Origin of the sequence: Cyanobium sp. ATX 6E8 (assembly GCF_024346335.1) — a bacterium.
Taxonomy (GTDB): domain Bacteria; phylum Cyanobacteriota; class Cyanobacteriia; order PCC-6307; family Cyanobiaceae; genus Cyanobium_A.
This window is the reverse complement of sequence record NZ_JAGQCT010000010.1, coordinates 100,542-111,385: the sequence shown is the minus strand read 5'-3', so window position 1 is coordinate 111,385 and position 10,844 is coordinate 100,542. Positions and strand designations below refer to the sequence as shown.

Genomic DNA, 10,844 nt, shown 5'->3' with positions numbered 1-10,844 from the left:
CGGATGCGGCCTCGTTTGCGGTGATGGAGCCGCAAGCCGATGGCTTCCGCAACTGGCAGAAGAGCCCGATGAGCGTGGCCGCCGAGCACCTACTGGTGGACCGCGCCCAACTGCTGGGCCTGAGCGCTCCGGAGATGACCGTGCTGGTGGGCGGCCTGCGGGTGCTGGGTGCCAACACCGGTGGCAGCCGCCATGGCGTGTTCACCGAGCGGCCCGGAGTGCTGAGCAACGACTTCTTCGTGAACCTGCTCGACATGGCCACCAGCTGGAGCCCCGTCGACGAGAGCGGCGAGCTGTTTGAGGGGCGGGACCGCCGCAGCGGGCAGCTGCGCTGGAGCGGCACCCGGGTGGATCTGGTGTTCGGCTCCAACTCCCAGCTGCGGGCCATTGCCGAGGTGTATGCCCAGAGCGATGGTGCCGGCCGCCTGGTGTGCGACTTCGTGGCCGCCTGGGTGAAGGTGATGGAGGCCGATCGCTTCGACCTCAAGCGATGAACAAACCCTGCCAGCAAATGCTTGCGACTACGCAGCAGATCAGAGCCTGAACGCCTTCGCAAAGCCAGCGGCTAACAGCCTGGAGTGACAGGACCTTGTCCAGCGGGTCAGACGGAGCTCATCACGATGAAAGCCATCTTCCTTCTTGTGCCCGTGAAAGCCGCTCTGGCACTCGCGCTGGCCATCGGCATGACGGTGGTGATCGCCATGGTGTTCGGCGAACTTAAGGAAGACGAGCAGAGGCATCTGGAATAGCTCTCACAGATCTCAATAGGCTGAACCGCAACGGGAGCGTCGCAGCCATGACAGGGGCCGATGAAAGGGTTGACCTGGGCCCCCTTCGCCGGGATTACGGGCGCGCCACCTTGCGTCGCAGCGACCTGCATCCCGATCCGGTGGAACAATTCCGGTGCTGGTTTGAGGAAGCCGTGGAGGCCAACCTGCTCGAGCCCAACGCCATGGTGCTGGGCAGCGTTAATGGCCAGCGCCCCAGCGCCCGCACGGTGCTGCTCAAGGCCTTTGATGCGCGGGGGTTCGTCTTTTTCACCAACACCAACAGCCGCAAGGCCCAGGAGATCGCAGCTCATCCGGCGGTGAGCTTGCTGTTTCCGTGGTATGGCCTTGAACGGCAATGCATCATCCTCGGACGAGCCGAGCGCATCAGCCTGGGCGATGCGCTGGCCTATTTCCGTTCGCGTCCCCAAGGCAGTCGCCTCGGGACCTGGGTGTCGCAGCAGAGCCGTGTGATCTCCTCCCGGCAGGTGCTGGAAGACCAGTGGCGGGCGATCACCGAACGCTTCCGGCAGGGTGAGATTCCCATGCCGCCTGCCTGGGGTGGGTATAGGGTAATCCCTGAAGAACTGGAGGTGTGGCAAGGAGGCTTGCACCGCCTGCACGATCGCTTTCGCTACCGGCGCAACGGCGATACCTGGCTGATCGAGCGGCTGGCGCCGTGAAGCAGCTGTGCCGCCGCCGGCGGATCAGGCGGCCTGCAGCTGCTGCAGCTGAGCTTCCAGCCGCTGCTGGTGCGCAGCTGCAGCCGCTGTGATTTCCAGCAGGGCAATGCACACACCCTGTGGCGCTCGATCACCGAGCAGCTGTTCAGCCTCCCCGACAGCTGCCTGCTCTATCCCGCCCACGACTACACCGGCCGCACGGTCACCTCGGTGGCAGAAGAAAAGGCCTTCAACGCCCGGCTCGGCGGCGCCGCGACGGAGCGCGATTTCGTGGGCCACATGGAGGCCATGACGCTGCCGCACCCGCACAAGATCGCCGAGGCCCTCCCGGGCAATCTGCGATCCGGCAAGCCGCGCGACGCCTCTGCTTCCGCGCCCAGCTGGGCGCCGCTGCAGCGCAGCTATGCGGGGCTGCCCGAGCTGCCGCCCAGCTGGGTGGCCGAGCACCGCGAAGCGCTGACCCTGCTTGATGTCCGCTCCGCCGAGGAATTCCACGGCCCCGACTGCCAAGTGGCCGGCAGCCTGCTGCTGCCCCTGCCGGAGCTGGAGCAGTGCAGCGGCGAGATCCCCGCGGGCAAGCCGGTGGTGGTCTGCCATTCCGGCAGCCGCTCGGCCCTGGCCACCCACCAGCTGCTCAAGGCCGGCCACAGCCAGGTGGCCAACCTGCGCGGCGGCCTCGCCCGCTGTGGCGATGAGGGTTACCCGCTCGAGGACATCGTCGCCTGATCGTTCTCCCCCGTCCGTTTCCATCCCCCCTCCACTGATCGCCATGACCCAACCCCCAATGCCCAGGAGCGGGCCATCCCGCTGCAACAGGTGGAGGGCAAATTCACGGTGACCACCAGCGCCGACTGGATCCTTGAGCAGCTGAATGGTGCCTTTGTCATCCGGCTCGATCCAGACGTCTCAAGCCAGGAGCACAGCCGCGCCGACGTCGACGCGATCACCTACATCAAACAGCGCATGAAGCTCTGTCCGGTGTCGCGCAACCTGCCGGATTCAGTGGTGAAACGCATCGACCTCTCGCTTGCAGAATGAAACCCGCAGGATCCGTGCACTCCTCCACAGGACGGATGATGATCCAATGCCCCCTGGTGCCGGTCGACACCCATGTCTGACGCTGCCTCCTTCGGCTATGCGGTGCGCCTCACGGGCCTCTGGGCTGCCTGGCTGCTGGTGATGCTGTTCCACGTGGAACTGGGCCTGATGCCCCTGTTCCATGGCCTCTCGGTGGAGATCAAGAGTCAGGTGGCGTCCTCGCGGGTGCCGCGGCTGTTCCTGGCGATGCTGTTCTATTTCCTGCTGCCGGTGGGGGCGTTTCTGGTGGCGGTGCATGCAATCGCCGATCCAGCGGGCTGGAGCGCCAGCGCCCCATGGCGGGCGGCTCAGTTCTGGTTCAGCGTGGTCTACAGCCTCACCAACGTGGTGCACCTGACGGCCGACATCCGCATCCCTGACTCCCGCACGGATCAGGTGCTGCTGATGGCGGTGCTCACCTTGATCGGTCTGCTGATCAACCAGCAGGCCTGGGCCTGGTGTCAACTCTGACGGGTGGCTACTCCGAACAGCCTGGTCTGGATTCTGGTCGGCGGGCTTGCTGATGAGCCTGGTGGCGATGGTGGGTGCCCTCACCCTGCTGCTGCCGCCCCGGCGGCTCCAGCAGCTGCTGCTGCCCCTGGTGTCGCTGGCGGCAGGGTCGCTGCTGGGTGGCGCACTGTTCCACATGCTGCCGGAGGGAATGGAAGCGATGCCATCGCGCAGCGGCAGCCTCTGCATCGCCGCCGGCTTCATGACCTTCCTGGCGCTGGAGCAGTTCCTGCAATGGCACCACTCCCATCGCCATCCCGGCAGGAGCGGACCGGATGCCGCCGCAGGCGGAGCCTCCCGCCAACCGATGGCGATCCTGGTCCTGCTGGGCGACGCCCTGCACAACTTCATTGGCGGTCTGGGTATCGCCAGCACCTTCCTGCTCAACCCTGATGCCGGTGTGGCGGCCTTCGTGGCGGCCGTGGCCCATGAGGTGCCGCAGGAGCTTGGGGATTTCGCGATCCTGGTCCACAGCGGCTGGAAGCCCCGCACCGCCCTGCGCTGGAATGTCATCTCGGCACTCACCTTCCCGCTTGGAGCGGTGATCGCCTGGCTGATCTCCCGGTCGCTGCCCGTGGGGGGCCTTGTGCTGTTTGCCTGCGGCAACTTCCTTTACATCGCCGCTTCGGATCTGGTGCCGGAGATCAAGTCGGCCCGCAGTCTGCGTGATGCCACCATCGGGTTCGTCTGGTGCAGCGCAGGTCTGCTGGTGATGATGGCGCTGGCGCAGTGATGGCCTGTGGTTGGCACCGGTGGATGAAGCGTCGGCGCTGGCATGCATTGGCGGCTGCGCTGCTGGCGCTCTGGCTGGCCTTGGTCCCGCAGGTCACCGTTGCCGGACAAGTGCTGGAGGTGTTCGTGCGCCAGGGCTGCCCCCATTGCGCCACCGCCGCGCCCAGGCAAGCCGGCGCAGCGGCAGCCAACAGCCACAGCAGCCGTAGAGAAGCGGAGAACAGCCCGGGAGATTGTCGTCCAGCGACAACCTGGCGCCGATGGAAGCAGGCCCCAGTAGGAAGCTCCGCACAAGCCGGCGGACTCTGGGGTCCGCCGGCTCGTGCGCTCCAGGGCAAGGTTCAGCGGAGGTCTCGGCGACTAACCGGCCAACGTGGTTGTCGCCTGGTGCCGATCAGAGGAAGTTAGTGCTGGCAACGGCTCGGACTGATGGGTAGCTCAGTTTTCGTGTCGCCTCCAGCGTCATCGCCCCCCGGTTGTCGCCGGCGACAACCGGGGGGCGATCAGTTCCCCTAACCGGCCAACTTGATTGACGCCAATCGGCCAAGGGGCTTGACGCGGGACAGTCGGCGGATGGCGAGGACGACGACGAGGAGTTGTTCTGATGCCCCTCGATCGACAGGACCAGAACGCCGGGGCCTGGAGGGGCAGGCCCCTTCACCGGCCCGGTCCCCAGCTGCCTGCCTTCTGCCGCACCCGCCGGCCCACCACCGTGGCCGTCACGGCCAGCAGCCTCACCGCCCTGCGCCTGCTGGTTGTGCTCGGACTGCTGTTTCAGCTCAGCACCCTGCTGTTCGTGCTCGCCGGGCCCGTGCCGCCGCAGCCGCTGGCCAGCCCCAACTCCGTCTTTCGCTCCGATGCCGGCACTGACGCCGGTGAGGTTCCCCCCATCACACCGCTTTCAGACCGATGAATCAATCAGCTCCGAATTCATCTACGCCGACTCCTTCCGCTCCGATGGCATCCCAGTCCCTGATCTCCCTTTCCTGGAATGGCACACCGATCCAGCGACGCAGCACCGACGGCTACGTCAACGCCACGGCAATGTGCCGAGCCAACGGCAAGCGGTGGACCAAATACCGCGAGTCGGACCGGGCTAACGAGTATTTGGAAGCCCTTTCGACCGAAGCCCGAATTTCGGTCCACGCTTTGATCGAGTCCCGCGCCGGAGGTGTTGATGGGGGCGAAACCTGGATTCACCCCCAGGTAGCTGTCGACCTGGCCCGGTGGATCAGCGCACCGTTCGCGGTGTGGATGGATGGCTGGTTCCTGGAGAGTCTCCAGCAGGCTCAACCGGCGCCGGTGGAATCGCCCCCGCCCCGGCTGCGAGAGGTCGAGGTGATCGCGCTGGTGGAACGCAGCATCACCCTGTTCGAGCAACTGGGCGGCCTCGATCAACTCGATCAACTCCTGTTCAAGGACATCGTGCGCAGCAACGTGCTCACCGCGAGTTCGGGACTGCTGCCCGGCGCCCCGACTGACCAAGAGCTCACCCTGGGAGATGCCTGGCTGGAGGTGTTCCAGCAAGCGCTGCCGCGCAACCAGTTCTGCGCTGCCGGCAAGCTCGTGGCCAGGGCCTACCGCCAGGAGTTCGGCGAAGAGCCCCCTTGCCGCCAACAGTTCGTTGACGGTGCCCCACGCCAGGTCAAGAGCTACCGCCGCTCCTGGTTGATCGAGACCCTCCAGCGCTTCCGCGCTCAACCGGCAGGAGGCTGATGGAGACGCCGACAACCTCATCGCGCCAGCGGGTCTGGGTCACGACAGCAGAAGCCTGCGCTGCCCTGGGCATGAGCCGCGAAACCCTCCGCCAGCTGCGGCTGCGGGGGGTGCTCACCCCCGGCAAGCACTACAGGCGTTGGGGCTGCACCCAGGGCCGGGGCCCCCTGCAGTGGCACCTCGAGAACGTGGAGGCCACCATCACCGGCTGGAGCCGGCGGCATCTGCAGCACTGACAGCCACGAAGCGGACGTAGAGTCATGTCTCTACGAGTGGCCGTGAACGGCCGAGGGCGTTCCTTGACACAGTCCAGGCCTCAAGATCGCTCAGCTGACGCCTGCCAGCACTTCCCGCAGGCGATCCGCCGATGGGGGAACAGCCTGGCGGTCAGGCTCCCGGCCGATTGCCTGCGTCAGGCCGGACTGCAGGAAGGCGATCAGATCGACATCGTCGTTGGAGCTGATGGCCGCCTGAGCCTGGAGCCTCTGCGCAAGCTGGATCGCTCTGCCCTGGCCGCTGATCTGCGCCAGCTTCAGTCAACCATGCCTCTCACCCCTTCAGTGACCGAGGAATGCCGCGGCGGTGAACGCTGGTGACGCTGAGCCATCGATGATCTATCTCGACACCAGCGTGGTGGTGGCTCTGCTGACCCCAGAAGAACGCAGTGCGCAAGCGCTCGACTGGTTTGGGCAATCGCGCGAAACCTTGATCAGCAGCGACTGGCTGATCACCGAAACCCACAGCGCCCTGGGAATCAAGCAGCGCCATCACGGCCTCAGTTCTGAAGCACGCCAGGCCGCTGGGGAGCAGTTCGAGCGCCTGCTGAAGGGCGGAGTGGAACTTCGTTCCCTCGATCGCGAGCGCTTTCACCAGGCCGCCGAGCTGCTCCAGGATTCGGCCATGGGTCTCCGGGCGGGTGACGCCTTGCATCTGGCGGTGGCGCTGCACAGCCGCTGCACCCATCTGGCCAGCTTCGATGGGCGGATGCAGCAAGCCGCGGCTGCCCTCGGAATGAGGCCAGCACTGCAATAAGTCGCCAATCCGTTGCAGGGCCTGCAGAGGAAAGCCGGTCTCAGAGGGCATCAAGGCTGACCCGCACTGGCTCCTGTCCGTCCGCCAGACGCGAGTCAGTGAGACGGTTCAGCTCCAGGTCTTCCACCAGGTCCATCAGTTCCTCGTAGGCCTTAGCCGGCACGCAATAGAACGCTGGCTCGTTGCGGTTGAGCACCGCGACGGCCATCCCATCTCCCGCAGCCACGGTGGCCATGGGGTTCTTCTTGTGCTCCGAGATGCTCACTGCGATCTCGGCCAACACGCGATGCGCCATGAACAAACCGGCCCAGCTCTTCGGTGCAGTCTGAATCGTGGGAAAGAGCCGTAAGCAACCCTCAGGGCTAAGCCGGATGCGGCCCGGGCCTTCGCCAAAGCGGAGGAGGTGTTCCTTATGCCACCAGAAAACGCTGCTCCGCCTTGGCGAAGGCGTCATCCACCACGTCATCCCCGCACCAGCGGCTGTAGGCCGCCAGGTGGGTCTGCACGCTGTGGCCCATCGCCGCGGCCACGACCTTGGGCGGCAGGTCACAGATCACGTGGGCCCGGTGGGCGTAGCCGTGCCGGCAGGAGTAGAGCACCAGCTTTTCGCCCTGAGCTTCGTAGTCGCGCTTGAGCTCCATCCAGAGGGAGCGACGCCGCAGGTACTGGCTGATGTCCTGAGCACCATGGCCGGGACGCATCGGGGGCAGGCGATCTGCTGAGAACGAGGCCTCCAGGTTCCAGGCCGCTGACCACTGGTCGCAAGGAAGCAGCCGCAGCGGCCTGGGCTTCGTCTTACCGCGAGCTGCCACTTTTTCGTAGAGGCACCAAAGGCGTCCCTGCCTGAGCTCCAGGTGCTGGATCTCCTCGGGCCGTAAGCCATAGGCAGCGATCAACTGGAAACAAAGACGCCAGCGCTGATCTGGGATCGCTTGAACCATCGCCAGGATGTGCTCCACAGCCATCGGCGTGGTGACCATGCGCTGCTGACGGGATCGGCCGATGTAGGGGCTGAGATCCTGGGGAGGACTCCACTCCTGGCTGAGTGCCCCCTGCTGCACCAGCCAACGCAGCAGCGCAGCGGTGTACTGCACCTGCAGCTGGCGTGTACGGCAGCCAGGCCGCTCTGCCCACTGCGCCGCCGTCAGTCGCAATAACGCGTCGGCATCAGCTGACCCGCCACTGGAACGATCGGCCAACAGCTCCACCATCAGGCCCATCCGAGGCCGGTACATCCGCTCCCATGTGGCGGTTTTGACCTCACCACCGCAGAGTTTGTGATCGCGGTAGAGCTCCACAAGGGCAGACCAGGCGAGGCTCTTGGCGGGATCTGCCGCAGACTGAACGAGGAAGCCCTATCGGTGGAAGCCAGCGGCGCCTGACCTGGGTAGAGCCTGATTAAAGCGTCTTCAAGATCCTCGCCGTCCTGAAACGCCGAATGCAGGGCCACCACCGCATCCCGCACTTCATCCACATGGTCCCCATCCCAGGGAATGGGCAGCAGCAGCTGGCGGCGATGTCCGCCGCCGGCGTTAGCCGTGATGTTCAGTCGGACCAGGCCGCGATGGTTGGCGACACTCCAGCCACGCCGACAACCGAGGCGAGACAAGGAGTGAGACACCCCCGCACGCAGCACCGTCTCCCAGGCAAGGGGGGCAGCCATGTGAGGAGGAACGTGAGAAGGTATGTGAGAAGGTTGCCCTCCAAGCCTGGCATGCCCGTGCAGAGCCAACCACACGCTGGAACCCCGAAAGCCGGTGCACAAGCGGCTTTCGGGAGATTTTCAAGGCCCTGCCTGAGATGCGCGATGCCGGGTTCGAACCAGCGACATCCTGCTTGTAAGGCAGGCGCTCTACCGCTGAGCTAATCGCGCGCAGAAGGCAAACTACACCCCAATATCGGCCCGGTCCCCAATTCATGGCCAGACGCTCGCCTCGGCCTGTCCAGCTCCAGCGAAAGCTGCGCTGGCAAATGGAGGCCCTTGCTGTGCAGCTGCTGTTGGTGGTGCTGAGCGGGCGCTCCCACCGCACAATGATCCGTGGGATTGCGCTGGCCCATCGCCTGGCCAGGCCCTGGCTCGTTCACCGCCATGCCACAGCAATCGAGAACCTCAAGCGCGTCTACGGCGATCAACTCAGCATGCGCCAGCGCCAATTGATTGCGCAGCGCTCAATTGATAGCTTTTTTCTATCCTGCCTGGAATCGATCATCCAACCTGTCGACAGCGCACGGATCAGCGCTGAAGGAGAGGGCCTCGAGGAGCTGTTGCGTCTGCACCGCCAAGGCCAGGGAGTGATCATCGGCTCCTTGCATCTGGGCTGCTGGGATATTGGACTGCGATGGCTGAGTCAACAGATTGACACCCTGTCGGTGATCTACCGGCCCGCCCGCAACCCCTACAGCGACCGCCTGCTCAACCAGGCCCGCAGCGCCAACAGCAACTGCGACTGGATCCCTCAAGGCAACGTCAAAGCCATGTTCCGCTGGCTGCGCAGCGGCGGCAGCCTGGTCACGATGACCGACCTCTACAGCCCCAGCAGTGAGCTGCAGGTCGATTTCCTGGGACTTTCCACCTTCTTCGCCAAGGGGCCAGCGTCCCTATCCCAGAAATCAGGTTGTCCCCTGTTTCCCGTGGCCCAAGTTCGCGAAGACAACGGCCGCTTCCGCTTGATCTTCGGGGCGCCCCTCTGGCCTGGCAGCGGCCCAACGGCCCTCGCCGCCCAGATGGCCGCCCTAGCCCGCTGGCATGAACCGTGGATCCAGGGCTATGCCGAGCAGTACTACTGGATCAACCGGCGCTGGCGCGCCGGTGATGGCAGCGGCGAACGACTGCGGCCCGTCGGCCCGCCCGCAGCGCGGGTGCTGAAGCTGGCGGCAGCGGGGCCCTGAGCGATGGCCAGCGGCCGCAGCCACGACCGCGCCACCTGGATCCTGGCGCTGCCCTTCGGAGCCCTGTGGTGGCCTTGGCTGGGGCTGGCCGGTGTTGCCGCCGCCGGAGGGGCCTTCCTGCTGGGCGGTCTGCTGCTCTCCCCCGACCTCGACACCCGCTCCAACCCCACCCAGCGCTGGGGGCCGCTGCGGCTGCTGTGGTGGCCCTACCGGCGCCTGCTGCGCCACCGCTCGCTGCTGTCCCACAGCCCGCTGCTGGGCACAGCCGGGCGCCTGATCTACCTGGCGGCCACGCTGCTGGCGATCTGCCTGCTGCTGCAACCGCTGGGGGGGCCGCCACCGCAACAGCTCCTGGCTGCGTGCGGCACCCTTTGGCAGACCCAACGCCCGCTGGTGGTGGCAGCGCTGGTGGGCCTGGAGGCCAGCAGCTGGCTGCACCTGATCCAGGACGGTGATCCCATGCCCAAAACACCGCGGCTGCTGCGAAGGTGGCGCCGACCACGCGGCCGCGTCCGATGAGCGCCCCGACCGATCCAAGCCGTGCCAATCCAAACCGTGCCGATCCAAGCCTGGCAGCCCTCGCCGAGCTGATCGCCGTGGTGGCCCAACTGCGCGATCCCGAAGGTGGCTGCCCCTGGGACATCGAGCAAACCCACGCCTCCCTGGTGCCCTACGTGCTGGAGGAGGCCCACGAGGTGGCCGATGCGATCCGCCATGGCAACGACGCGCACCTAGCCGAAGAACTGGGCGACCTGCTGCTGCAGGTGGTGCTGCACGCCCAGATCGCCAGTGAGGAAGGTCGCTTTGATCTCGCGCAAATTGCCCAGGGGCTGAACGCCAAGCTGGTGCGCCGCCACCCCCATGTGTTCGGCGAGGTCGAGGCGGCCGACAGCGCAGCAGTGCGGGCCCACTGGGAGGCGATCAAGGCCGAGGAGCAGCAGGAACGGGCCGAGTGGGCCGAAGGCGAAAGCCATGCCCCCTCAGCCAGCCCCCTCAGCGATCGCCTGGCGGGCAAGGTGCGCGGCCAGCCCGCCCTGGCCGGCGCCATGACCATCTCCAAAAAAGCCGCCGCGGCCGGCTTCGAATGGGACGACATCACAGGTGTGTGGGAGAAGGTGCACGAGGAGCTCGACGAGCTCAAGGAGGCCGTAGCGGAAGCGATGGCCAGCGGCGATCGGGCCCATGCCCAGGAGGAGCTGGGTGACGTGCTGTTCACCCTGGTGAACGTGGCCCGCTGGTGCAGTCTCGACCCCGAGGCCGGCCTGGCCGGCACCAACCGCCGCTTCCTCGATCGCTTCTCCCGCGTGGAGGCAGCCCTGGGCGGCGAGCTGCAGGGCCGCAGCATCCGCGAGCTGGAGGCGTTGTGGCAGCAGGCCAAGGCCCAGATCCGGGCTGAACACGCCCAACCGCCAGGCGGCTGAGCCCCCGCAACAACACC

The 10,844-nt window shown here is 66.1% G+C and carries 17 protein-coding genes and 1 tRNA gene; 15 read left to right on the top strand and 3 right to left on the bottom strand.

The features are described from left to right. The 12 genes from KBY70_RS09785 to KBY70_RS09730 all read left to right on the top strand — a co-directional run. A partial coding sequence (locus tag KBY70_RS09785; RefSeq protein ID WP_315859728.1) for a peroxidase family protein occupies window positions 1-494 on the top strand: 494 nt, incomplete at its 5' end. Window positions 495-620: 126 nt separating this feature from the next. After that, on the top strand, window positions 621-749 hold the full coding sequence (locus KBY70_RS09780; protein ID WP_254988351.1) for a hypothetical protein: 129 nt from the start codon (window positions 621-623) through the stop codon (window positions 747-749). 47 nt (window positions 750-796) lie between these two features. Further along, the gene (gene pdxH / locus KBY70_RS09775) at window positions 797-1,450 is read left to right on the top strand and encodes a pyridoxamine 5'-phosphate oxidase (RefSeq protein WP_254988350.1); all 654 of its coding nucleotides are present in this window, start codon (window positions 797-799) and stop codon (window positions 1,448-1,450) included. A 69-nt stretch (window positions 1,451-1,519) separates the two neighbouring features. Further along, the gene (locus KBY70_RS09770) at window positions 1,520-2,176 is read left to right on the top strand and encodes a rhodanese-like domain-containing protein (RefSeq protein WP_315859727.1); all 657 of its coding nucleotides are present in this window, start codon (window positions 1,520-1,522) and stop codon (window positions 2,174-2,176) included. Window positions 2,177-2,266: 90 nt separating this feature from the next. After that, window positions 2,267-2,488 carry a hypothetical protein gene (locus tag KBY70_RS09765; RefSeq protein WP_094558868.1) on the top strand — a complete coding sequence of 74 codons (222 nt, stop codon included), beginning with the start codon at window positions 2,267-2,269 and terminating at the stop codon, window positions 2,486-2,488. Between the two features lie 72 nt (window positions 2,489-2,560). Further along, window positions 2,561-2,998: a hypothetical protein gene (locus KBY70_RS09760; protein WP_254988349.1), complete on the top strand. Its 438-nt coding sequence runs from the start codon at window positions 2,561-2,563 to the stop codon at window positions 2,996-2,998. 46 nt (window positions 2,999-3,044) lie between these two features. Continuing rightward, window positions 3,045-3,770 carry a ZIP family metal transporter gene (locus KBY70_RS09755; RefSeq protein ID WP_409996048.1) on the top strand — a complete coding sequence of 242 codons (726 nt, stop codon included), beginning with the start codon at window positions 3,045-3,047 and terminating at the stop codon, window positions 3,768-3,770. A 603-nt stretch (window positions 3,771-4,373) separates the two neighbouring features. Then, complete coding sequence (locus tag KBY70_RS09750; RefSeq protein ID WP_094558870.1) at window positions 4,374-4,682, top strand: hypothetical protein; 309 nt, start codon at window positions 4,374-4,376, stop codon at window positions 4,680-4,682. A gap of 44 nt (window positions 4,683-4,726) precedes the next feature. Next, window positions 4,727-5,485 (top strand): KilA-N domain-containing protein, encoded by a 759-nt coding sequence (locus KBY70_RS09745; RefSeq protein WP_254988348.1) that lies wholly within the window; start codon window positions 4,727-4,729, stop codon window positions 5,483-5,485. Then, on the top strand, window positions 5,485-5,721 hold the full coding sequence (locus KBY70_RS09740) for a helix-turn-helix domain-containing protein (protein ID WP_143592814.1): 237 nt from the start codon (window positions 5,485-5,487) through the stop codon (window positions 5,719-5,721). The genes KBY70_RS09745 and KBY70_RS09740 overlap by 1 nt, the downstream gene beginning before the upstream one ends. A 24-nt stretch (window positions 5,722-5,745) precedes the next feature. Beyond that, window positions 5,746-6,081, top strand: coding sequence for an AbrB/MazE/SpoVT family DNA-binding domain-containing protein (locus KBY70_RS09735; RefSeq protein ID WP_094558872.1), 336 nt, complete (start codon window positions 5,746-5,748; stop codon window positions 6,079-6,081). Then, the gene (locus KBY70_RS09730) at window positions 6,068-6,517 is read left to right on the top strand and encodes a type II toxin-antitoxin system VapC family toxin (protein WP_233128372.1); all 450 of its coding nucleotides are present in this window, start codon (window positions 6,068-6,070) and stop codon (window positions 6,515-6,517) included. The genes KBY70_RS09735 and KBY70_RS09730 overlap by 14 nt, the downstream gene beginning before the upstream one ends. Before the next feature lie 40 nt (window positions 6,518-6,557). Here KBY70_RS09730 and KBY70_RS09725 read toward each other — a convergent pair whose 3' ends face one another. The 3 genes from KBY70_RS09725 to KBY70_RS09715 form a co-directional block, all read right to left on the bottom strand. Beyond that, a complete protein-coding gene (locus KBY70_RS09725; protein WP_094558873.1) occupies window positions 6,558-6,812 on the bottom strand; it encodes a type II toxin-antitoxin system Phd/YefM family antitoxin in 255 nt (84 codons plus the stop codon). Window positions 6,813-6,927: 115 nt separating this feature from the next. Continuing rightward, window positions 6,928-7,815, bottom strand: a complete 888-nt coding sequence (locus tag KBY70_RS09720) for a hypothetical protein (RefSeq protein WP_254988346.1) — start codon at window positions 7,813-7,815, stop codon at window positions 6,928-6,930. Window positions 7,816-8,318: 503 nt separating this feature from the next. Continuing rightward, window positions 8,319-8,390, bottom strand: a tRNA-Val gene (locus KBY70_RS09715). Between the two features lie 98 nt (window positions 8,391-8,488). Here KBY70_RS09715 and KBY70_RS09710 point away from each other — a divergent pair. From KBY70_RS09710 to mazG, 3 genes are read left to right on the top strand one after another with little or no spacing between them, the layout of a single operon-like run. Beyond that, window positions 8,489-9,406, top strand: coding sequence for a lysophospholipid acyltransferase family protein (locus tag KBY70_RS09710; protein WP_158217010.1), 918 nt, complete (start codon window positions 8,489-8,491; stop codon window positions 9,404-9,406). 3 nt (window positions 9,407-9,409) lie between these two features. Then, window positions 9,410-9,925, top strand: a complete 516-nt coding sequence (locus KBY70_RS09705) for a DUF2227 family putative metal-binding protein (protein ID WP_254988345.1) — start codon at window positions 9,410-9,412, stop codon at window positions 9,923-9,925. Then, window positions 9,922-10,827 (top strand): nucleoside triphosphate pyrophosphohydrolase, encoded by a 906-nt coding sequence (gene mazG, locus KBY70_RS09700; protein WP_254988343.1) that lies wholly within the window; start codon window positions 9,922-9,924, stop codon window positions 10,825-10,827. The genes KBY70_RS09705 and mazG overlap by 4 nt, the downstream gene beginning before the upstream one ends. The last annotated feature ends 17 nt before the right edge of the window (window positions 10,828-10,844 follow it).